The sequence below is a fragment of the Sphingobacterium sp. MAE genome, from assembly GCF_056711605.1.
In genome coordinates, this window is sequence record NZ_CM160044.1 from 4,075,097 (window position 1) to 4,098,991 (window position 23,895).

Below are 23,895 nucleotides of genomic sequence, written 5' to 3' on the forward strand. Positions count from 1 at the left end.
AATTTATTTGATCTTAATGTGGAAAACAAAAACAGCTTTCAGGTCGCCTTTTGATTTCGATTTATACACGAGCGCTTGTTTTATGGTATAGGTTGTACCCACGGCAGCTTGTCCTGGATATTGCAGGATATTAAAGGTCATGACACCTGTTGCAGCCGTAGTAGCCAACTCCGAGACCACTCGTGCATCCGTACCCCAAAAGCAGGTTTGACCTTTTGAATCAAACCAATTTCCCGGTGCATTCGCGGTACTATTCGGATTTAATGTACCATTGGGTTCAACAGCATAGTAAGTGATATCTTTGCCCACAAGTGATGAAATCTGATTCGCTTGAATCCCGTAAAAACGGGCCAGACGCGGCAATAACAGATCCACGGCAGTTCCTGTATAACTGACTGCATCATATTTGATAGTCAAATCATAATCAAACGTAATTTCAGCCTCATTTTCCACAATCTTGGGACCTGTAAGTAGACGTGGCACAAAATCACCAATAAAAGTGTGGGTATTAGCCAATACGTTGAGCATGGTACCGGAGGATGTCCTGATACCTGTGGTCTGACAGCGTACACGCACATCTGACTGATCATCTTCTTTGACCGTGACGGTACCATCAGGTCCAATCTGATCTGCCTCGCCCCGTACTTTAACGTAGTACAAGTAATAGACAGGCTGCGAAGACCAGGCAGCTTTGCCTTGCTTTTGTTTATGATAAACAAAACCATTAAAATTACCCGAATTACTAATCCCCTTGTAACTCGTCGTTGCTGTCTCAAGATTATAGGCTGCATCATTATAGATGTAAGCTCGGACTGAATCAACAGGAATTTCATTTAAAAATTGGGTAAAAGAATATTGTGCATTTTCATCCACAAACTTCACAGAGTCTGCCTTTTGTTTGTAATACCGATTGACAGAATAATCCGACGGTGCCCAAAATGTTTTCGCCTGGTTAATCTCATCTTTCATTTTAAAATGGTCAATAACCAAAAGCAAGGTGTCAAACATCCCGTTGGGATGTGCTGCGAGGTAGTCATAAGTAGACAAATTCACTTCAGCTACATGGATCCCGTCATCCGTAAGGTACGCTGCCTTCTTACAGGCGACCATGGTCAGGCCAAAGAACAGCAGTAGGGCTAATTGATATAAGGTTTTCATTTATTTCAAGTTTTGATAGTGGATTACATATTTACCATTCCCCAGAATGGCGTCTGATTAAGCATAGGATTAGCGTCTAACAAGCTTTGATCAAAGGGCCAAAAATATTTTTTTGCATTAAATTGCGATTGGTTCATTTTGCCTTCTGGAAATTTAAACACACCAAAATGCTTATATAGTCGCACCAAATCGTAATAGCGGTGCCCTTCTAAAAATAGTTCGCGTGCACGCTCATTAAAGATCGCCTGAATTAGTGGTTCGTCCTTGTCGTAAGCAGACAATCCTGCTTGTGTACGGATTTCATTCAAGATGGTCTCCGCAGCACCATTATTACCGATGGCCGCCATAGCCTCGGCCAGCAATAATTTGATATCCGAATACCGAAAGATCACCATGTTATTTTTAAATACGGCATTAGCATTGGAAGTGGTACTGGAATATCTGACGTTTGCATATTTGGTACAAAGCGCGTAGTTGCTATTATATTCCACATCAAATACACTTTTAAAACGCTTGTCTTTGGTGTCTTTGAATAGATTTTTAATATAATCCTGACTGATTCTAAAGAATGGATCGGTCAGGATACGATAGTAAGGTCCTGCCAAGGTGTAATAACCTATTCCGTTCCTCGAACCCTCATTTACTCCATTTTGTGAGATTTCAAAAATTCCTTCATTAGATTTCCCCTGATAAATGCTCCGGTACCCGATGCTGTCTCTACCCACAAAAGAATAGAGACCACTTTCCAATACGGATTCTGCAGCTTGGATACAGTCGGGATATTCTCCTCTCCAGGCACTTAGATGTGCCTGCAGTGCAAGCGCAGCTCCCATACTGCCACGTACCGCAAAATCATTCTTATCAATATTCTCCCATTTAAGCAAGGTCAAAGCCTTGGTCAGATCTGCTTGGCTCTGGTCCAACACGTCACTTTCTCGACTCACGGCAAGGTTGACTGCATTGATTGGCGCCACGGACTCTGTTATAATAGGGACAGTTCCCCATACTCTTGCCATATAGAAATAAGCAAATGCGCGCATAAAATACGCTTCACCGATATAATAATCACGTACTGATAAGTCATCAAACAAGCTTTCATCCATCTCAGGGAGTTTCTGGATCACTCGGTTAGCCTGATCGATCACCTGATAGAATATGTCATAACGACGTAGTGGATACATAGGCCTAAAGGATTCACCCGCTGGCACAGGCGTATTCAGCTGCATATTGATAATCGGAGCAAAATCCTGATCCGAAGAAGAGGTAAATTCGTCAGTCAATAGATCACCATACGCATAAAAGGCTGTTCCACTCGCCTGATTTAGTGCCTTACGCAAAAGTGCATATATTGATGCCGTTGCATCGTTGGCATCGGCCTGCGTCTTCCAAAAGTTTTCATCTGTAGCAGAGCTGACAGGCTCAATATCCAAAAACTTAGAGCAACTGGATGCCACATACAACAGTGAAGTCAGCATCAAAAACAATATTTTTCTTTTCATCTGTAAATAATTTTATTTCCATCGGTCAGACGGAGTTGACTACGATTAAAACGTTACATCTAAACCTATCGTCCATTTTTTTGGGATCGGATAGCCATTACCTGTTGAATAACCATTGGCTTGTACAGCTTCAGGATCAGGTACTGAGGACCACGACTTAATTGCCACATTATCGACCACGCCATAGATGCGGAGCATTTTCAATTTAAGTTTCTGGATCATTGCCTGTGGAAACGTATAGCTCAGTTGTATATTTTTCAAACGCACAAAGCTGGCATTTTCTACAAAAGTACTGTTGGCTATATGCCAGTTGTCCACCGTGTTGCGAAACAAATTCGGAAACTTGGTCTGGTCACCCTCTTTCATCCAAAAATCACTAGATTTGAAATCCCCAGCAATCGCAGAATTAGTTCCCCATGTATTATATAAAGACGAAGATCCTGCATCCTGCAACTTATCGGATAAATAACCATTCCATAAAGAACGTCCAACAACAAAACTTATCAGCGTAGATAGGCTAAAGTTTTTATAAGAAAACTGGTTAATAAATCCACCCACAAGATCAGGATTGGGATTTCCCATGTCAATCTTATCGTTATAATCAATCACATAGTCACCGTTGACATCCCTACGTCTAGGGTCTCCAGATTGATAAGGAACACTTTGATTGAAATGATAAATTCTTCTTCCGGTCAGGGGATCTATAGGTACCTCAGCATTAGTCGCATATACTCCATCGACATCCCAGACCTTGAACGGAAAAATAGGCTGGCCAACATTCAATGCACGTTGCATCCAGGGTGGGCCCACCTGTATTTCCTTTCCACCATCAGGCAAGCTGGTCACGTAATTTTTGTTATAGGCAATATTGAAGTTTGTAGTCCACTGGAATGCCGATCCAGGTGCCATATTGCGGGATACAAGCGTTAGTTCGACACCACTGTTTCTGACACTAATAAAATTGTTCGAGATACTACTATAGCCTGATGTAATCGGCATCATCAGGTCATAGACCAGATCCTTTGAGTCACGTATATAAAAATCAGATGTCACGGTCAGCCGATCGTGCAATAGATTCATGTCAAAACCAATGTTTAGCTGTGGTGACCGTTCCCATTTAATAGTAGCAGACGTCGCTGGTGAACCGTAGTTGGGATAGGTGGTTCGCACACCATTATAAGACAATAACGAACCTTCGATACCATTGTCCAGTACCGAACCATTGTAGGAGGCATCAAATGTCAACGTATTATAACGTGCATATACCGATCCTGGATCGCGCCCAGTCAACCCATAACTACCTCGCAATTTAAAAAATGACACCACATTTTTTACTTCCTGAAAAAATGGCTCTTCCGAAAGTACCCATCCTGCCGAGATCGAAGGAAAAATACCCCACCGATTGTCCTTACTGTAGCGTGAGGAAGCATCCATACGGTAACTTGCCGAAACCAAGTATTTATCCTTATAGTCATATCCAAAGCGCCCGAAAAATGATACCCTTGATCGTTCACTGATGGATGTTACAGCATAAAGATCGGATCCTGGAGGAATTCCGGTAACTGTCTTCACATAATCCCCATTATCACTATATCCATACATATAATTATTGTTGGAGGTATTACGCTCGATACCAGTCCCTAAAACTGCACTTAGGTTATGAATATTCCGAATACTTTTGATGTAGTTGAAATAAGTCTCCCACTCCCATCGTTTATTTTGATTAACCCAATTTTGAGCAAAGTTGCGGTTTCCCGTCAGAAGTTTGGGACGAAAAAGATCGCGTGTATTGTTATTTACGTTGAATGAAAATTGAGACCGCAAAGTAAGCCCATTGATCAGAAATTTTTTAAGTGTAGCCGCAAAGTTACCATTCAGGCTGAAGGAGTTGTCGCGATCCATCATTCCATCATAACGACCAGTATAAATCCGTTCTTCAACATCGGTAATTTCATATAAAGAAGAAGGAAATCCCCAAGTACTGAACGGGTATTTCTGATCATCGCCAGAACCGTGTTTAGCTTTTGTAAAACCTGCAAATAAATTGGTCTCAAATTGGAAGTTATCTGTCGGATTGGCCTGTAACATCAAGCGAGGAGTTAAGTTCTCATTTTCAAATCCCATCATCACCCCTTGCTCATAATACCGTTGTGCAGAGAAACGGTACATAAATTTCTCCATGGTCGCGCCAATGCTCATATTCACATTATTGATATTGGCAGACTGCAGAAAAAGTCCCTGCCAATCGACATTATTATTAAAGGAAGGATTCAAACTATCGGTCAACATCTGGCTAATCGATCCGTTGTTGAACCAGTCATACGCTCCTCCATTATACAGTAAGTTCATCTTCATTCTTCTTTCCGCAGCTCCTACGGTAATCGGTTTCATCGCCGGGCGATTTGAAACGCCGTTGTATGCAGAGATACGTATCTCAGGCTTACCATGCGCTGGACGTTTGGTTTTAATGATGATGACTCCATTTGCAGCACGTGCACCATAGATGGCCGAAGCAGATGCATCTTTTAATATATCGACCGACTCAATATCGTTGGGGTTTATAGCCTGCAAAGGACTTGTATTACCATATGCTGCTTGAATATCACTAACATCGTAGATGATATTATCAATCACATATAAAGGTGCCTGCAAGACATTATCCGCCAATCCCAAGTTACTCGTTCCGCGTATATTAACGATGTTATTGGTCCCTGGCTCGCCCGATGTGCTCAATACCGTCAATCCAGCTACACGCCCCTGTAACATAGCGTCAAAAGTTGCATAAGGAGTATTTTCAAAATCTTTACCTTTTACCGTAGCGATCGCTCCGGTTGTCTTTCGACGCTGCACATCCTGATACCCCATCACAACTACTTCATCTAGCCCAGTACCATCTTCTTGCATCGTGATCCGCAGCGTATTTTCACCAGCACTTAGTAGCTTCTCCTGCTTAAGATAGCCAACATAGCTAAATACCAAGGTCGGATTTGCCGATTTGAGCTTCATGGAAAACTTACCATCAGCATCAGATTTGGAGGCATTTCCCATTCCTTTTTCCACAATACTCAGATCAGACAAAGGTTTTCCCTTTTCATCTTTAACGATTCCAGTTATCGTTCTTTGTTGTTGCGCATTGAGCTGCTGGCACAATAATAGCAACAATACTAAAATACCAAATAGGTTTTTTTTTGGTGGATTTTCATACATATTCATAATTTATTAAACAGGTGTAATTCAGCTCTTCATAGGTTCAGTCACTTCATCTATTTTGCACGGACAGCACGATATAAATACCAATCTATCAGGCCGATTATAGTATTTCTTAAATTGATTAGTTGTACTCTGATAGACCAAAATTAGTGTTTGGACAGACAGTATTTCCATCGAATTTTACCAACTCATGCTCATATTTTAACAGAAATAGGAGAAAGTGTTGGTATTGATACTTTTTTATCAGAAAGCTGGGGGGGGATAATCATTGCTCTTAGGGGTGGACAGTATAACAGCGGAAAAAGGGTAACGATGCTGCTGGAACGATCATCTAAATATTAAAAAAAACATATAGGCATTCTCAGGAGCTTTCCTGGATATTCAGCACAACCACGGACAAGAAGCACAGATTTATCCGATTATCACGATGGATCAAAAAAGTAGAAAAGGCAGGCTTTAAATCCTTAACGCTTTGGCAAGCACAATACCATTACACCACAAGAACATACGGAACTACTTCGACAACAAAATCGGACATGCATCTGTTGAATCTTTCCATGCAAGAATAAAAAATCTCAAGAAGCCTATTTATAGAAGGGGGTGACATGAAGTATTGATGTTCAGAATTACTAGATTATTTGCTTGGTCAACAGCTTTTGAAACTGCCCCAAAACAATTAAGTTTGTCCGAAAAATGTCTAAAAAAGAAAAAGCCACTGATAATCAGTGGCTTTTGTCGGGGTGGCAGGATTCGAACCTACGACCTCCTCGTCCCAAACGAGGCGCGATACCGGGCTACGCTACACCCCGAAAAGGTATCACCTTTTTTTATTGTGATGCAAATATACAGCGATTTTTCAATGTATCAACACTATTTTTCACTTCCCTCATTAAAGAGCTGATTTATTGAGAAATAAAATATCATATCCACATTTAATAAAATGTGGAAAGATCAAAATCAGGATGTGCAAAACTTTTTATCATATATCCAAGCCTAGGGGTCTAAATATTAAAAGGGTTTTTCTATCTTTGCAACAAACTAAGGCAGCTTACATCTTTTTGAAAAAAGTATTTCTTAAAGTAAAAAAAAGCTGTAATATTGCATTCCGATTTTTACAGGCTAATAATCGTATTTAATTACTCAAAATCATGGATTTAGTAAAATTTGTAGAAGAACAAGCGGTAATCAAAAATGAAGTTCCCGCATTTAAAGCAGGAGACACCATAAGCGTTCATTATAAAATTCGCGAGGGAAATAAAGAGCGTATCCAAATTTACCAAGGTGTGGTTATCCAATTGAACAGCGAAGGTGTTAATTCAACTTTCACTGTACGCAAAATTTCAAATGGCATTGGTGTGGAACGTATCTTCCCTATAAATTCGCCAAACATTGAAAAAATTGTAGTAAACAGCTACGGTAAAGTACGTCGCGCTAAATTATTTTATTTACGTGGTCTTACTGGTAAAGCTGCTCGTATTAAATCTAAAAGAATCTAATCACGACTACGCAAGTATAAAAAAAGGCATTGGAATTAATTCAAATGCCTTTTTTTATTTTCTTCCCTTCCTACTTTTACATCGTAACACCTGAGGTTCTAGCTTCTCCTATTTCAACTCAATCTAAGACATTTTTGGTTAAAAAACATGATCAGGTATCATTCGACCACTGGTCTACCTATTTTTTTGGATGGTATAACCCGCTGTCTCAACCCCAATCAATTCAAGCTCTAAACTACCGCAGCTCATTAAATATGAGCAACATTTTCTTTACATGTCAAAAATCATTTTCATGCTAAATCTTTTTAGTTTATCTTATGGGCAGAAAAGTATATTATGAACAAATCTATTTTCAGTCTCCTATTCTTATGCTGTTTTTATAACAGTTATGCTCAAAACGCTATTCAAGATTTTTTAGCGTTACAATCTATTCCGAAAACTTATGCAGTCCTCAAAACGACCGAATCTCTAACAATTGATGGTAAAGACGATGAAAAAAGTTGGACAAAAGCAAAGACCATCAACAATTTTGAAGATATACAAGGCGGTGACTTTAAAAAACCTTCCTATAAAACCGAAGTAAAAATGCTTTGGGACTCCACTTATCTATATGTGTATGCAAAATTATATGAGCCACATATCTGGGGAGATATTGATCAGCACGACGAGATTATTTATCTCAACAATGACTTTGAAATATTTTTAAAACCAAACCTTCAACAGGCGGAATATTATGAAATAGAAGTCAATCCCCTAAATACGATCTTTGATCTGATGCTACCAAAACCTTATCGCTTCGGCGGACAAGCCATCACACACTGGGACGTAAAAAACCTAAAATCAGCCGTACATATCCATGGCTCGCTCAACAATCCACACGATATCGATTCTTTCTGGTCCGTTGAATTTGCCATTCCACATCAGTCACTCTACGCCTTCGGAAACTCTCCGATGCCAAAAAAAGATGATTATTGGTTATGCAACTTTTCGCGCGTGCAGTGGCAACATGACATCAACAATAACCGTTATAGTCGAAAAAAAGAAAACAATAAAATCCTTCCAGAAGACAATTGGGTATGGTCACCCATCGGTTTAATTAATATGCACTATCCTGAGAGATGGGGATATCTACAATTTGTAGAACAATCTCAAGAGCAAGAACCAGCACTTCCAGATAGTTACGCTGTCACCAAATTAGCTTGGAATATCCATTATTTACAACAATTGTTTAAAAAAGAAAATCGTCGCTATAGTGATCAATTGACTACACTTTCGCTGTATAATCAATACCTATTACCTGCTTTAAAAGATTTTCAAGTCACTTTGGATATAAATAAAGATAAGCAGAGCTATAGTATGAAAATTATGGACAAACATTCAAAAAAAATTCAGGTATCCTTAGATAGCCGAGGTAATTTTGATCTTTACTAGTATACTTTAGAAATACGAAAGTGTACCTTCAACGGTTCAAGGGTGTCCCAATCCTAAAAAATATGCTGTTCATACCTTATTAGTTTGAGCCGAATACTCGTATCGGCTCAAATACATCGTGTTTAAAAGGCTGTTAGGCCCATTTGTAAGAACAAAAATAACACCTGAAAATAAACTAATATTACTATTTTTACGGCAACAATGTATAAGAATATATCTTTTTTTCCAAATCTAAATGCGTTCCGTTTTTTTGCAGCACTGCTTGTCATCTTTCACCATGGAGAAGTGATTCGTGCAAAAAATGATTTCATTAGCTATGAACATTTCAGTTTTTTTCAAAATGGAACCACAGCTGTCAAATTTTTCTTCGTATTGAGTGGTTTCTTGATCAGTTATTTGTTGCTAAAAGAAAAAGATCATAAAAACACGATATCTATTAAAAATTTCTACCTCAAAAGAGTGATCCGCATTTGGCCCTTATATTTTTTATTGGTTGTCATAGGCATCGTTATCTTTCCCTTTCTATTTCAGTTCTTACATATCAACTATGCATTCCCCTATACCCTAGGACAAGTTTGGTTGTTGTTTATTCTATTTTTACCCAGTCTCGTTACCTTTAAATATGGTTCGCACCTATTGGAACCTCTATGGTCCATCGGTGTTGAAGAATGGTTTTATATGATATGGGCTCCCTTATTTAAATGGATCAATAATAAGCTCGCTTTAATTATAAGCGTATTTCTAATCAAGATCCTATTATTGGTTCTTTGTTTCAACAACATCATTACCGACCCATTAATCATACACCTCATTAAAACTTTTGCCTTCGAATCTATGGCAATAGGGGCTCTTGGGGCTTATTTCTTATACCGTACGACCCTAAACTTGCAAGCATGGTATCAAAAGTATGCCCTGGTCAATTATCTTTTATTTGCCTTGCTTTTTGTATATTTCTTTTTCAGAAATACCTGTACGGCATTAATTGGATACGATATTTTTGAGCATTGGGTCTTTTCTTATATCATTCTTAATGCCCTCTTTCTTCACCTTATCCTATATATTGGAGTAAAATTAAACACAACATCTTTATTTAGCAGTCGATTTCTAGATTATGGTGGGAAAATATCCTATGGGATCTACATGTATCATATGATCGTGATATTTGCCGTTATTCACTTAGGAAAAAAGTACCTATTGGCACTCGATTCACAACTCAGCTTCCTAATTTTCTATGTTTTGGTGATAACAGGAACCTTTCTTACAGCACATCTATCGAAAAAATATTTCGAGGACTTTTTCATGAAATTCAGATCAAAATTAAACTAGAAGAAAGTATAAATCCAACAGTGGCATGATAAGAAAAAGTAATTTTTAAAAATTAAAGACAAAAAAAACGTTGTCTTCCACAAATATTCTTATCTTTGTATCCCGTACATAAAGCAGATATTTAGGCCATTTTAGGCCTTATATTTTGAAATCCATTATTGATATGACTAAATATATTTTTGTTACGGGCGGCGTTACTTCGTCGTTAGGGAAGGGTATTATTGCATCCTCTCTTGCTAAACTTCTCCAAGCACGTGGCTACAAGGTTACGATTCAAAAATTTGACCCTTACATTAACATTGATCCAGGAACATTAAATCCATATGAACATGGTGAGTGTTACGTAACGGAAGATGGTGCTGAAACAGATCTTGATTTAGGTTATTACGAACGCTTCTTAAATGTCCCTACCTCACAAGCCAATAACGTGACTACAGGACGTATTTATCAATCTGTAATCCAAAAAGAACGTGCAGGTGAATATTTAGGAAAAACAGTACAAGTTGTTCCCCATATTACAGATGAGATCAAAAACCGCATGCGTTTATTGGGTGAAACAGGAAATTACGATATTGTTATTACAGAATTAGGTGGTACTGTAGGGGATATCGAATCTTTACCATTCATCGAGGCTGTTCGTCAGTTGAGATGGGAATTGGGCACACATGATTCTGTTGTTATACACTTAACATTAGTACCCTACTTAGCTGCAGCCGGTGAGTTAAAAACAAAACCAACACAACACTCCGTTAAAACATTATTAGAATACGGTATCCAACCCGATATTTTAGTGTGTCGTACAGAACATAAATTGACACAAGAGATTCGCAAAAAATTAGCTTTGTTTTGCAATGTCAACATCAATGCTGTCGTTGAATCTATTGATGCACCAACTATTTATGACGTTCCTTTAAATATGTTGAAAGAGCAATTGGACAAGACCGTTCTTGCTAAATTGAAACTTTCGAACAAAAATGAACCTGATTTAGATAGCTGGAAGGCTTTCTTAGGTAAATTAAAAAATCCGACAAATGAAGTAAACATCGGTTTGGTGGGTAAATATGTGGAGTTACCAGACGCATACAAATCTATCGTTGAAAGTTTTATTCACGCAGGTGCATCCAATGAATGTAAAGTAAAATTAAAATACATTGCAGCAGAAAGTGTGAATGATGAGAATGTTCAGGATAAATTAAAAGAAATGGATGGTGTACTCGTTGCTCCAGGTTTTGGAGAACGTGGATTAGAAGGAAAATTAGCGGCTATCAAATATATTCGTGAAAACAATATTCCTTTCTTCGGTATATGTCTAGGTATGCAATGTTCAGTTATTGAATTTGGTCGTAATGTATTGGGTTTAAAAGATGCAAATAGCACAGAAATGAATCCAGATACACCACATCCAGTAATCAATTTGATGGAAGATCAAAAAAATATCACCAACATGGGCGGTACCATGCGCTTGGGTGCTTATGACTGTGATATCAAAAAAGGAACAAAAGCATATGCCATTTATGGCAAAACAAGAATTTCAGAGCGCCACCGTCACCGTTATGAATTCAATAATGACTATTTGGAGCAATATGAGGCAGCAGGTATGATTACTTCAGGTATCAATCCAACTTCAGGTTTAGTGGAGATTGTAGAGCTGAAAAACCATCCTTTTTTCGTGGCAGGACAATTTCATCCAGAATTAAAGTCAACTGTTGCAAATCCTCACCCACTTTTTGTTAGCTTTGTAGCCGCTGCTTTGTCAAATAAGAAAAATAAGATACAAAAGCAGGAAACAATTAAGTAAGTTTAATTTAAAAAAATGGATAGAAATACCCTTATTGGTTTACTTCTGATGTTCGGAATCATAGCCGGTTCATTTTATTTGATGAAACCGTCCGAAGTAGAAATAAAGAAAGAACAAGTTCTACAAGATTCGTTAGCACGCGTTAAAAAAGGTTTAGCGCCTTTGGCAGACTCGACAAAAGCGAATACACAACAACTAGCAGCACAAGCGGCCAAACCTCTTGATTCTGCAGCATTGAAACTTCCTTTTGGAGCAACAAAAGTTGGAACTGAAAAAATCATTACCGTAGAAAATGATAAAATCATCGCCAAAATAAGTTCGAAAGGTGGTCGTGTAAAATCTGTACAACTCAAAGGTGAAACAAATTTTAATGGCAAGCCATTAGTATTATTCGAAGGTGACCACAATAGATTTGGATTAAAATTCAATGTCGCTGGTGAGAACATCAATACCAATGATTTATTTTTCACATCAGAAGATGCTGATGTAAAAGTTTCAGGTGAAGATTCAAAATCGATTAAATTACAATTGGCTTATGGAGCTGATCAGTATATTGAATATATATATACGATAAAAGGTAATGGTTACAACCTAGGTCTTGATATCAACACAAAAGGTATTCAAAACAAGATCGATCAAAAAACGATTGCTTTAGATTGGGAGACAATTTTGTTACAGAAAGAACAAAATATCGATTCTGAACGTCAAAAATCTACCATCTATTTTAAAGAAGCAGGTAATGTAGATCATTTATCAGAAGCAAAAGACGAAGAAAAAGAGCTTAAAGAAAAAGTAGAATGGATTGCATTCAAGCAACACTATTTCTCCAACATCCTTTCCAGCAAAACAGGCTTCTCTACAGCAGATGTAAATGTAAAAACGACAATCGAAGCCGACGTTGTTAAACTTTATAGCGCAACAGCACGCCTTGATTATGCAACCCAAAAAGATAATAGTTATTCGTTAAATTTCTTTTTCGGCCCTAATCAATATAAAACATTGAAAGCAGAGGGACATGATTTTCACAAGATCATCAATATGGGATGGGGACCGATGCGCTGGATCAACCAATTCATTACTGTACCTGTATTTGATTTCTTGGACAATTTCCACCTGAGCTATGGTATCGTGATCCTAGTACTGACATTATTGTTAAAACTGGTCTTATCACCATTGACATACAAATCTTACCTATCCATGGCAAAGATGCGTGTGTTGAAACCACAATTGGATGAAATCAAAGCTAAGGTCGGTGAAGACAATGCCGTATTACTACAGCAGGAGCAAATGAAATTGTATAAAACAGCTGGTGTAAATCCATTAGGAGGTTGTCTTCCATTGGTATTACAGATGCCGTTTACAATTGCCTTTTTCTACTTCTTCCCGAATTTATTCGAACTGAGAGGAGAAAGCTTCCTGTTTATGAAAGACATGTCGACATACGATACCTTATTCTCATTCTCACCAATTTTTGGCGTGAATCACGTATCTTTAATGTGTGTATTGATGACCTTAACTACACTATTGACGACTTGGTATAACAATGCAACTTCAGGTGCTACAGGACAGATGAAATATATCGGTTATATTATGCCGTTAATTTTCTTCTTCGTTTTGAATAGTTTCCCTGCAGGTTTAAACTATTACTACTTCTTGAGTGCGATCCTTACTTTCTTAACACAATTGATCATCCGTTCAATGGTTAATGATGATAAGATTTTAGCTAAATTAGAAGACAATAAAAAGAATCCTAAAGTGCAAAAAAAATCGTCATTCCAATCAAGAATGGAAGAAGCGATGCGTCAAGCACAACAAAATAAAAAATAATAGCGAACTTTATATCGCTGATTGAAAGAGGAAACCTGAATAGGTTTCCTCTTTTTTCGTATGAAATGTAGCATAAGTTCAAACCAAACGTTCTAACTATTGTTAAACAAACATATCAAAAAAGATAAAAGATGAAATTCAATCAGATTTTAATCATGGCGACGTTGATCGTGGGATTAAGCAGTTGTTCCATTTACAAGAATAATACGAATAAAGAAACATCAGCAGAGGTGATACAGCTAAAAGGAAACAAGTGGCAATTAATCGAAGTAGATGGCAAGACAGTACCCGCAAAAGTAAATGGTCGCGTTCCCTACTTACAATTTGAAGATAACAGATATGCTGCCAATGCAGGTTGTAATACGCTAGGTGGAGTAGTAAATAGCGTAGGAAAAAATAAAATTAAATTCGAACAAGGTATCTCTACCATGATGGCTTGTCCGGAATTTGATATCGAACAATCCTTATCCAAAGCTATTATTGCTGTAGATAGCTACACCATTGCTGGAGAAATATTGAGTCTGAATAAAGGTATTAAGACCTTAGCTAAATTTACACTTATCAAACCTGAAAAAGGCGAACAAGCATTAGCTGGGACTTGGGAACTGGATTATATCTCTGGACCACGTATTGCATTCCAGGGTTTATATCCAAATGAAAAACCTACGATCACATTTGATCTAAGTACAAAGAAAGTATCAGGAAATAGTAGCTGCAATAATTACAATGGTACATTTAAAACCGAAAATAATCACATTAGTTTTGGTCCATTAGCATCGACTAAAATGGCATGTGAGGGCTCTGGAGAAAGCGTTTATTTCAGCACACTAGGCAAAATAACTTCATTCGATGTCAATGGAACTACATTGACTTTGATCATGGGGGATATTGCGATGATGCGTTTTCAAAAAAAATAAAATATCAACTCAAATAAAAACAATAAACAGAAAAAAGCTCCAAGTATTTGGAGCTTTTTTTATCTCCATTATATCGTAGCACTTCAAACTAAAACAAATTTTATCGATACGATTACACTGTAAATTAGGTCGCTAAATCGTATATTTGTACATACACCATCTCTTTCATGAACATGATATGAAAAGGTTTTTTACAGAAATAGCACTATGAAATCGTCGATTAAGATTATCAACAATTACGAATACAAAAAGCTTTTTTTGCCTGATGTAACCGAGCATAATCTCTTCAATGAAAGCAAAATACAAGTCTACCGTATCGAAAATTACCTACGGAGTATTCTCATGCCCGTTATCCCATACCGTACCACCTTCAATTTTTTAATTTTTGTAACCAAAGGAACCTTGACACAACATCTCGAGTCAGGATCCTATACATTAGCAGAAAATCAGGTGATTAATGTAAAACAAGGAAATATTACCGCTACGTTAGCGATCTCTGATGACGCCGAAGGTTTTTTTATCGTTTATGAAAATGAAATCGTGACAGATATTGAATTAGGTATCAATGATATCCGATTTTTTAATTCACATCCCTTTACTCCTCTTTCAGAACATGTTTCTGTATGGATCCAAAAAATGCTTGAACTCTTAGAGGAAGAACTTTTTACCGAAGGAAAGGTCATGGAAATCTGTGTATCGATGCTACAATGTGTCTTGTTAAAAATAATTAAAACCGATTATGAAGTAAAAGCACCGATGAGTAGACAATTGGATATTGCATTTCGATTTAGAGAATTCGTACAGAAATTTCACACCGATCATAAGAATGTTTTATTTTATGCCAACTTATTGCACATATCGGAAAACTACCTTAACAAATGTGTGAAAGAAGCAACCAATAAACCTCCTAAACAATGGATCAATGAAATCAGTATCCTACATAGCCAGATATTACTACAGGATGCTACCAGGGATATTGCAGGCATTGCATTTGAAATGAAATATAAATCACCCTCCTACTTTACCCGTTTATTCAAGAAAGTCACCGGTTATTCACCCAGTGATTATCGAAAACATAAATTTCTATCCGATTAGTGTTTCTTTTTATAAGGAAGGTTCCAGATCAGATCAACAGCGAGATAATGAACACCAAAGTCTGCTTGACGATAGCCTTTGATTAAATCATTCATATACCCTACATCCAGGTGCAAAGGAGTATTCGGGATATCCGTCATGTAATATAAAGCCAAACGCGATTCCTTATAAGCAAATTTTGACCATTCATCTTTCGGCTCATACATTTTACTTACCGCAAACAAGCCCTCAGCACTAAACGCAAGTTCCTGTTTATTCTTATCCGAAAGCTTCAGATTCACCTGTGTTTTAAGTCTAGTTCGCAATTGAAAATTCTCCTCTGCTTTCTTAAAATCCGCAGTAAAGAATTTACGAAATTCCTGTCTAACTGTATTTTTCCATTTCCAGCGCTCACCGAATCTGAACGTATAAGCATAGCGGCCATACAAGCGAAACTCCTGCTCGACTCCTTCACCATGATAAGGAGCATCTGCATCATATACATTCTGACGACGATAGCTCAACGCATAACTATATTGCTGGTTCTTAGCAAATTTGTGATAGACCTCATGATTGAGGACAAAAATAGCTTGTTTATGAAAAGGATTGGAATCATCAGGTGTACTTTTGGTTCCTAGGCCGAGGTAAGTCAAAGCTTCTTTCGTACCGGTACTATCCAGTTGCGTTTTAAGACCAATGGCAGACCAGGAGGCCGTTTTTGCTTTTCCCAATCCAGGAGGACTAATCTGAGCATGAAGTAATAAAAATGGACTGATAACAAGGAAGAGTAAGGATAATATTTTATAAAGCGTTTTTTTCATCGATAAATAGTTTTATTTTATGAACATTGACCTGTTTTATACCCGTACAAACTGACCAATGGCGACTCCACCATTGATCAGCTTATATAGTAGCTAGCATTTGTTATTTTTATGATAATCTGCTTTTAAACGTTTCTTCAAACCGCCCCACAATCCATTTATCCAGACGTTTAACAGGTTCCATAGCCCACATAGCCACTACAAAAGGAAAAGTCAGTGTTGTCCAGCCATAGTGCACGAGCACATGATCACAATAAGTAGCAATCACGACAGCAATAAGGACATATAATCCATCCCGTACACGAGTACCGCTTAAAGCAATACCACAGAGTACAGCATTAAAGCTAAACGTTCCGTTGCTGATCATCGTTTCCGATTCATGACCATAATGAGATAGGTAAATGCTGATGATCACCGCTGCGAAAGCATAAAGTGCAGCCATCGGATTGCTCATAAATACCCCAAGGAAAAAGATCAATCCCGCAATCAGGCTTCCTTGAAAGATCACTTGCCCGAAAGCATGTCCCTCGATCAAGAAATCATCCATTTCTTGGATATCCACAAAGTGTTGTGATACGGTAGGCATAGCAAGCTGTGGAATACTCAAGATATAGAGTGAAATCCACGTTACTGCTATAAAAGGAAATGTAAAAGCAGGTAAATTTCTTTTGAGCGCAAAACCCATCATCAGAGTGGTCAACATGGAACCAACAATCAATGTCATCCAGATCCAGATATTGGCCTCAAAGTAGAAAACCAGAGCGACACCAAATAGAGAAGCATTAAAACCAAATAATCCATTATTGATATGCTCTTCATCGTATTTTAAGATTTTCGCTGTTGCGAATCCGACAATATTGGCCAATATACCAGCCGTACCCATCAAAGTCGAGTCATATAAAATAGCACCGATAAATAATATGCCTGTCCAAGCATTAGCCTGCAACATGATCTGTCCGAAACCTCTAAAAAAAGCTTTTATATAAGCTAAAACTTGATCCCTCATTTTGAGATAAATTGATAAGATAAGACTAAAATATAGCCCCATTAAAATAATTAAATAAGGAGTTCAGCATCCCACAGTTCCTGCTGGATCTCCTGAAAAATAGTAAACAACTGCTCGGCACCATAACCCAATATTCGGATCATAAACCCATCCTGCTGTAGCGCACTGATTCCAAATTCGATATCCGTAAGATGCTCATACTGCTGATGGAATTTTTCGATCCAGTCCCCAACAGCTTTCCCTGCCGTATTGAGATAAATAAATGTTCCCTGATGGGTAAAACCTTCCAATATCCCGATATCCTGTATCGGCATTTTGTCGGGTTGCAGCAGCACATTATCTTTCAATATCAGTCCGCCATCTACATAACATTGGGTCAGGTTCTGAAAATGATTATACTCAAAAACCTCTCCCGACAGTTTCCGTCCACAAGTCACGATATCACTCAAGATGAGGTGACAGTTCTTTTGCATGTGGATAATATTATGGCTGAGAAAATGAGAAGAATTTTGAGGAACAATAGGGTGTGGAACAAAAGAAAACACCGCACCTTCGCCGAGCGTCACTTCTGTTTTTTGTACCGATTTACCTTTCATATGAAAAAGACGCTGATACGCTTGAGTCTGCAATTGCAATTTAGCACCAGGATCTATCGTAATTTGGATCCGATGATCATCACCATCCAGTAACCCCGGTGATGAGCTCATAATCATCAAGTATGCCCCTTTATCCCTCTTGTATTGTCCTACCGGAACGATACGAAAAGGTTGTGTGACATAAGCATCCTTGAGATAAGACTTTCCTTCACGATGGGCGACGTTGATATTTAAAGAACAGATCATATTAACGCAATAAATTAGGTTCAGCTACATCATGCAACAATGCATATTTTTTGATCCATCCAATGATTTCATCCAATCCCGTTCCTGTTTTCAAATTCGAAAATAAAAAGGGAGCCCCCTTTCGCATCTTACGAGCATCATGCTCCATCACCTCCAGACTAGCACCAACATAAGGAGCCAAATCCATTTTATTGATCAGCAATAAATCTGAACGGGTAATCGCCGGTCCACCTTTACGGGGCATCTTTTCTCCCTCACCCACATCGATCACAAAAATGGTGATATCCGCAAGATCAGGACTATAAGTTGAGGTCAAATTATCACCGCCACTCTCGATCAAGATCAATTCAAGATCTGGAAAGCGCTCAGCAAGTTCTTCCACAGCCTCCAGATTCATGCTCGCATCCTCACGGATAGCTGTATGCGGACAACCACCCGTCTCTACTCCAATAATACGATCAGGAGACAACGTGCTGTTTTTAGCCATGTATTCGGCATCCTCCTTCGTATAGATATCATTGGTAATAACCGCTAGATTCAATTCATGTTTCAAACGTTTACATAAACACTCCAACAGTGCTGTTTTTCCAGATCCAACTGGACCACCCACACCTATCTTAACATATTTTCTATTTTCCATTTGTTCATATTTAATTAAGAAATGTAAACCCGTGTATACAACCGTTCATGCTGCATACAGCGGATATCAAATCCAACATTACAAAGACCGATCAGATCACGATCCACTTCCAGCGTTTCATCACATAAAGTCATCAGATCATCGTGCAGATAAAACAAAATATCCTGACCATCCAACTGTCCAAGAGGCACCAATTTTACAGCATTGGTCACCATCGTTATGGCGGCATTATAATAGTAGCCATGCAAGGCTTCCCGGATTGGGATGTCAAGTAAAGCTGCCAACATACCATACACCAAACAGTAATGACTATCCACTTTCTTCTGTTTAATCAATTCACCCCAAGAAATCAATATCGGTTGCTGCTGATATCGTGAAAAAATCTTATACAAGCGCACACCCAATTTCTTACTCGCTTCACGGATTTCCTTCGGACTCTTCAATGCCGTACACTCCTCATCCAAAGACCGCAACAGATCGATATCAAGATTGCGGGTAGCATCATAAGCAAGGCGCATCAAAGCCGCATCATTATACTTCAAGTTATACCACAAATTGTGTCTCACGTACGACTCCGCGGTAGCTTTATTATGCACGATCTCCTTTTGCACATAGGTTTCCAATCCATTAGAATGGGTAAATCCACCAATCGGTAACGTGGGATCTGACAAATGAAGAAGCTTACCTAGAAATTTATTTTCCATATTTTTTATGCTTTAATAAATAAAGGGATCCCCTTTGTTGAAGATTTGAGCCGACGATGATAATTTGCATCGACATGAGCATTCAACTGACGCAGTAATTGGCGAGAGGCAAGTGTATAAGAAATACCTTGCTTATCCAGCCAGCTTTTCATCGTTCGCTCAAAAGGAATCAGTAATTCGTTGCCCTTCACAAATAAGGGCAAATGCTTGTTTCCGATTTCACAACTTATAAAAGCAATCTCCAAAAAATTCAACATTTCTATACAGATCACATCACAAGCACGGATGGCGATGACAACAATTTTGTCAGCATCCTCGTACAGAATATCTCCATCATGCAATTGCGAAGTGTTTCCCAATAATTTAAAGGCGATATCCATACCCTCCTCCGTACGCAAACGTTGAATACGTTTGGTAGATTCGTACCATTCAATCATGAGCAGATCACAACGCTTATTGACCACCTCGTTTTTGATATTTCTTGTGATTTCTGTAATAATCATTATTATCCCTTAATAAATAGATTTTTTGATATCCCAAGACCAACCGTAGAACCATTGATGCCAGTGATAATTTCATGATCATTCGGTATAGAAACATCTTTACTATGCTTCTTCTTATAAGAAAGCTCTGCAACCTTTGCTTTTAATGCCCAACCTTTACCCAAGCTAATACCCACCAAAGGATAAGCTCTTAGCAAGTAGCCGTTATAGCTACCGTCCGTCATCACATCTCCAGCATTAACAACATGCTCATTTCCCCATATATAATGAGCCTCAACCTGACCGATTAAATTAAAATATTTACCTAGAGGCCAAGTATTGCTGTAAAATGGTCCGACCTCATGAAAATGATCAGTAAAATCCAATGCCTTATTTTTCGAAGTACTGAAACCATAGTTCAGCCCCACATTCATATTATCATTAAAAAAATAACCGATCCCCAGTGGTGCCGCACTGAGCTGATGACCTGCTTCAGTTTCATGGTAGTTGAATGAACCATAAAGCATAACACCACCTTTTTGTGCGTAGGCAGATGGTATCGAAAAGCATGCTATTGCTAAACAGCTTGCTAATAATAGTTTCAAATTTTTCATTATTATTTATTCACAATTTATGGTGTGACCTAGTGTCACACCATAAAAATTAGCGATCATGTTAAAACAAGAAATACAATTGTCCCAAAGCAACCTGATCAATCGGTTCACATTTGATCACCTCACCATCGACACTCACTTCATAGTTTTCTGGATTCACGATGATTTCTGGAGTAGCATCATTGTGGATCATATCTTTTTTGGAGATATTCCGACAGTTTTCCACAGGTAGTAATGTTTTATTTAGTCCATACTCCTCCTTAATTCCTTTTTCAATTGAAATTTTAGAAACAAAGTTGAAACAAGTCTCCGTCAATGCTTTACCATAACCACCATACATCGTGCGCAAAATGATGGGCTGAGGAGTAGGAATAGAAGCATTAGCATCTCCCATTTTCGAAGCGATAATCATTCCGCCCTTAATGATCATTTCAGGTTTAGCCCCAAACAAAGCTGGGCGCCAGATCACCATATCCGCTATTTTACCCTGTTCGATTGAACCCACGTATTTAGAGATACCATGTGCAATGGCAGGATTGATCGTATATTTAGCCACATAACGTCTAACTCTGAAATTATCATTTCCGGTACCCTCATCTTCTGGAAGTGCACCAGTCTGTTTCTTCATCTTATCCGCAGTTTGCCATGTTCTGAGAATCACCTCACCCACACGGCCCATTGCTTGAGAATCAGAACTCATGATACTGAAAACACCTCGATCTTGTAGAATATCTTCCGCAGCAATCGTTTCAGGACGAATACGAGAATCCGCAAAAGCAACATCTTCAGGAATATCTTTACTTAAATGGTGACACACCATCAACATATCCAGATGTTCGTCAATCGTATTTTTCGTAAACGGACGAGTCGGGTTTGTAGACGCAGGCAATACGTTCGGGTACATCGCCGATTTAATGATATCCGGTGCGTGACCACCACCAGCACCTTCCGTATGAAAAGTATGGATGACACGACCATTGATCGCTGCCATCGTATCTTCTAAAAATCCAGCTTCATTCAACGTATCGGTATGAATCGCTACCTGCACATCATATTTATCGGCTACAGAAAGCGCACGGTCAATAGTAGCAGGAGTAGCGCCCCAATCCTCATGAATTTTCACTCCCAGTACACCCGCTTCGATCTGCTCGACGATCGGTTGTTCTGTACCCACATTACCTTTACCGAAGAAACCAAAGTTCATCGGTAAAGCCTCCACTGCTTGCATCATCTTCCGGATATTCCATTTACCTGGTGTTACCGTTGTCGCATTCGTACCATCAGCAGGGCCAGTACCACCACCGATCATAGTCGTAATACCACTGTATAAAGCTGTTTCTGTTTGGGTAGGACTGATATAGTGAATATGTGTATCGATACCACCTGGAGTGACAATATATCCAGCACCACCATGCACTTCAGTCGAAGCACCAATAATCATATTTGGTGTGATATTATCCATCGTATCCGGATTACCAGCACGACCTACACCAACGATTTTTCCGTCTTTGATCCCGATATCACCTTTTACAATACCCCAGTGGTCAATGATAATCGCATCTGTAATCACTAAATCCAATGTACCTTCATCACGCGTATGCACCGAAGATTGACACATACCATCACGAATAGTTTTACCGCCCCCAAACTTTGCCTCATCACCATAGTATGCATAATCTTTCTCGACCTCAATGATGATTTCTGTGTCCCCTAAGCGAACTTTATCTCCTCCTGTTGGACCAAATATCGCCGCATAATTTAATCTACTAACTTTTAAGCTCATGATTTTTTATTTTTAAAGCCATTTGCATCTGCTTTTTTCAAAGCATTCATTTTCCCTACTTCTGTTTCCGTATCGCCATTCACTAAATCGTTGTGACCATATACTCTTTTTGCACCAGCATAAGGAACCAATTCTACAATTTTGGATTCCCCTGGTTCGAAACGAACAGCAGTACTCGCGATAATATTCAATCGCTTTCCAAACGCTAGCGAACGATCAAATTCCATCATTTTATTGACCTCAAAAAAATGATAATGAGAGCCCACCTGAATCGGTCTATCTCCCGTATTGACAACTGTCAACGTTGTTACTTCTCTACCTTCATTACAGATGATATCACCATCTTGAATGAAATATTCTCCAGGAATCATACTTTCAATGTTCTTATTAAATTAACGAATAGGATTATGTACGGTCACCAATTTGGTTCCGTCAGGAAAAGTTGCCTCGATCTGTATATCGTGGATCATCTCAGGAACACCCTGCATCACATCTTCACGAGTCAACAAAGTGGCTCCATATTGCATCAGTTCTGCAACAGTTCGACCATCACGTGCACCCTCCATAAGTTCACTGCTGATATACGCAATAGATTCTGGATAATTTAATTTGACACCTCTGGCCATACGCTTTTTTGCGAGTTCACCAGCTACATGAAGCAACAGCTTCTCCGTCTCTCTAGGTAATAAATGCATTTAATTACTGTTTTATATTAACTTATATGTAAAAATTAAAATATATATCATTGATCCACAACATCCTGATTTGATGTTTAGAGCAAAAAAACGTGCAGATAGCGCCAGACAGTACATGACAAGACCTAATCAGCCTCCATGACTCCTAGCAAAAGAAAAAAATGATAATAAATTAGATGGGTATTTTGATACACTTGAACAATATGTATCTCGGATTGAGGATGACACCTATGTGTTCAGTCGGGAAACTGAAATCCTGTTTTTTGTCATACCTGACTCCCATTGCCGATAGCCAGATAGGAATGATGGTAAAATAAAGCAATTGGTCAACTTCCTTGAGCTCTTGCGCATCACTACACTCCCATGCTTCAAGCATACCTGAAAATAATGCGATATGATGGCTATTGGAACTGATTTCAGGTAGCTGAATTGAAGTATTAGGTGTTGATAAAAACTCCAGCTGATTGTACTGATCGACATCTAGATGCAATCGCGTATTCCCATTGACAGTAGCCAAAGCGAACAGCATCACAAAAAGTATCCATACATTCCGAAACATTGCTTTCATTTTT

The 23,895-nt window shown here is 38.5% G+C and carries 22 protein-coding genes and 1 tRNA gene; 8 read left to right on the forward strand and 15 right to left on the reverse strand.

Annotated elements, in window-relative coordinates:
- Nucleotides 1-3 precede the first annotated feature (3 nt).
- The 3 genes from AC06G9_RS17435 to AC06G9_RS17445 are packed head-to-tail and all read right to left on the reverse strand — an operon-like array spanning nt 4 to nt 5,870.
- A complete protein-coding gene (locus tag AC06G9_RS17435) occupies nt 4-1,158 on the reverse strand; it encodes a DUF4859 domain-containing protein (protein ID WP_248755763.1) in 1,155 nt (384 codons plus the stop codon).
- 23 nt (nt 1,159-1,181) lie between these two features.
- Nucleotides 1,182-2,657, reverse strand: coding sequence for a RagB/SusD family nutrient uptake outer membrane protein (locus tag AC06G9_RS17440; RefSeq protein ID WP_293925012.1), 1,476 nt, complete (start codon nt 2,655-2,657; stop codon nt 1,182-1,184).
- A gap of 45 nt (nt 2,658-2,702) precedes the next feature.
- Complete coding sequence (locus AC06G9_RS17445) at nt 2,703-5,870, reverse strand: SusC/RagA family TonB-linked outer membrane protein (protein ID WP_480956854.1); 3,168 nt, start codon at nt 5,868-5,870, stop codon at nt 2,703-2,705.
- Nucleotides 5,871-6,339: 469 nt separating this feature from the next.
- On the opposite strand from AC06G9_RS17445, the gene AC06G9_RS17450 reads away from it, so the two are divergent.
- The gene (locus AC06G9_RS17450; RefSeq protein WP_411028114.1) at nt 6,340-6,471 is read left to right on the forward strand and encodes a transposase; all 132 of its coding nucleotides are present in this window, start codon (nt 6,340-6,342) and stop codon (nt 6,469-6,471) included.
- Between the two features lie 131 nt (nt 6,472-6,602).
- On the opposite strand, the gene AC06G9_RS17455 is transcribed toward AC06G9_RS17450, so the two are convergent.
- Nucleotides 6,603-6,676: transfer RNA gene (locus AC06G9_RS17455), tRNA-Pro, on the reverse strand.
- 339 nt (nt 6,677-7,015) lie between these two features.
- On the opposite strand from AC06G9_RS17455, the gene rplS reads away from it, so the two are divergent.
- From rplS to AC06G9_RS17490, 7 genes are all read left to right on the forward strand, one after another.
- Nucleotides 7,016-7,363: a 50S ribosomal protein L19 gene (gene rplS / locus AC06G9_RS17460; protein WP_094771394.1), complete on the forward strand. Its 348-nt coding sequence runs from the start codon at nt 7,016-7,018 to the stop codon at nt 7,361-7,363.
- Nucleotides 7,364-7,699: 336 nt separating this feature from the next.
- Nucleotides 7,700-8,794: a carbohydrate-binding family 9-like protein gene (locus tag AC06G9_RS17465; RefSeq protein ID WP_066852724.1), complete on the forward strand. Its 1,095-nt coding sequence runs from the start codon at nt 7,700-7,702 to the stop codon at nt 8,792-8,794.
- Nucleotides 8,795-8,995: 201 nt separating this feature from the next.
- Nucleotides 8,996-10,120, forward strand: coding sequence for an acyltransferase family protein (locus AC06G9_RS17470; protein ID WP_293925010.1), 1,125 nt, complete (start codon nt 8,996-8,998; stop codon nt 10,118-10,120).
- A gap of 163 nt (nt 10,121-10,283) precedes the next feature.
- Nucleotides 10,284-11,918, forward strand: a complete 1,635-nt coding sequence (locus tag AC06G9_RS17475; RefSeq protein WP_045755010.1) for a CTP synthase — start codon at nt 10,284-10,286, stop codon at nt 11,916-11,918.
- A gap of 15 nt (nt 11,919-11,933) precedes the next feature.
- Entirely contained in the window at nt 11,934-13,745 is a 1,812-nt protein-coding gene (yidC, locus tag AC06G9_RS17480) for a membrane protein insertase YidC (RefSeq protein ID WP_045755011.1), read from the forward strand.
- 131 nt (nt 13,746-13,876) lie between these two features.
- Nucleotides 13,877-14,662, forward strand: a complete 786-nt coding sequence (locus AC06G9_RS17485) for an META domain-containing protein (RefSeq protein ID WP_480956855.1) — start codon at nt 13,877-13,879, stop codon at nt 14,660-14,662.
- Nucleotides 14,663-14,869: 207 nt separating this feature from the next.
- Nucleotides 14,870-15,757: a helix-turn-helix domain-containing protein gene (locus AC06G9_RS17490; RefSeq protein ID WP_094771390.1), complete on the forward strand. Its 888-nt coding sequence runs from the start codon at nt 14,870-14,872 to the stop codon at nt 15,755-15,757.
- Here AC06G9_RS17490 and AC06G9_RS17495 read toward each other — a convergent pair.
- From AC06G9_RS17495 to AC06G9_RS17545, 11 genes are all read right to left on the reverse strand, one after another.
- Nucleotides 15,754-16,557, reverse strand: coding sequence for a DUF2490 domain-containing protein (locus AC06G9_RS17495; protein WP_480956856.1), 804 nt, complete (start codon nt 16,555-16,557; stop codon nt 15,754-15,756). The two genes, AC06G9_RS17490 and AC06G9_RS17495, sit on opposite strands and share 4 nt — an antisense overlap.
- A 109-nt stretch (nt 16,558-16,666) precedes the next feature.
- A complete protein-coding gene (locus AC06G9_RS17500; RefSeq protein ID WP_480956857.1) occupies nt 16,667-17,563 on the reverse strand; it encodes an urea transporter in 897 nt (298 codons plus the stop codon).
- Between the two features lie 50 nt (nt 17,564-17,613).
- Nucleotides 17,614-18,405, reverse strand: coding sequence for an urease accessory protein UreD (locus AC06G9_RS17505; RefSeq protein WP_480956858.1), 792 nt, complete (start codon nt 18,403-18,405; stop codon nt 17,614-17,616).
- A 1-nt stretch (nt 18,406) separates the two neighbouring features.
- Nucleotides 18,407-19,045: an urease accessory protein UreG gene (gene ureG / locus AC06G9_RS17510; protein WP_045755017.1), complete on the reverse strand. Its 639-nt coding sequence runs from the start codon at nt 19,043-19,045 to the stop codon at nt 18,407-18,409.
- Between the two features lie 14 nt (nt 19,046-19,059).
- Nucleotides 19,060-19,749, reverse strand: coding sequence for an urease accessory protein UreF (locus AC06G9_RS17515; protein ID WP_045755018.1), 690 nt, complete (start codon nt 19,747-19,749; stop codon nt 19,060-19,062).
- Nucleotides 19,750-19,754: 5 nt separating this feature from the next.
- Complete coding sequence (locus AC06G9_RS17520; protein ID WP_293925004.1) at nt 19,755-20,252, reverse strand: urease accessory protein UreE; 498 nt, start codon at nt 20,250-20,252, stop codon at nt 19,755-19,757.
- A gap of 2 nt (nt 20,253-20,254) precedes the next feature.
- Nucleotides 20,255-20,845 carry a hypothetical protein gene (locus AC06G9_RS17525; protein WP_293925003.1) on the reverse strand — a complete coding sequence of 197 codons (591 nt, stop codon included), beginning with the start codon at nt 20,843-20,845 and terminating at the stop codon, nt 20,255-20,257.
- Between the two features lie 61 nt (nt 20,846-20,906).
- Nucleotides 20,907-22,628, reverse strand: a complete 1,722-nt coding sequence (gene ureC / locus AC06G9_RS17530) for an urease subunit alpha (protein WP_094771386.1) — start codon at nt 22,626-22,628, stop codon at nt 20,907-20,909.
- A complete protein-coding gene (gene ureB / locus AC06G9_RS17535) occupies nt 22,625-22,999 on the reverse strand; it encodes an urease subunit beta (protein ID WP_045755022.1) in 375 nt (124 codons plus the stop codon). The genes ureC and ureB overlap by 4 nt, the downstream gene beginning before the upstream one ends.
- A 21-nt stretch (nt 23,000-23,020) precedes the next feature.
- Nucleotides 23,021-23,323: an urease subunit gamma gene (gene ureA, locus AC06G9_RS17540; protein WP_021192450.1), complete on the reverse strand. Its 303-nt coding sequence runs from the start codon at nt 23,321-23,323 to the stop codon at nt 23,021-23,023.
- A gap of 172 nt (nt 23,324-23,495) precedes the next feature.
- Nucleotides 23,496-23,891 (reverse strand): hypothetical protein, encoded by a 396-nt coding sequence (locus AC06G9_RS17545; protein ID WP_293925002.1) that lies wholly within the window; start codon nt 23,889-23,891, stop codon nt 23,496-23,498.
- Nucleotides 23,892-23,895 lie beyond the last annotated feature (4 nt).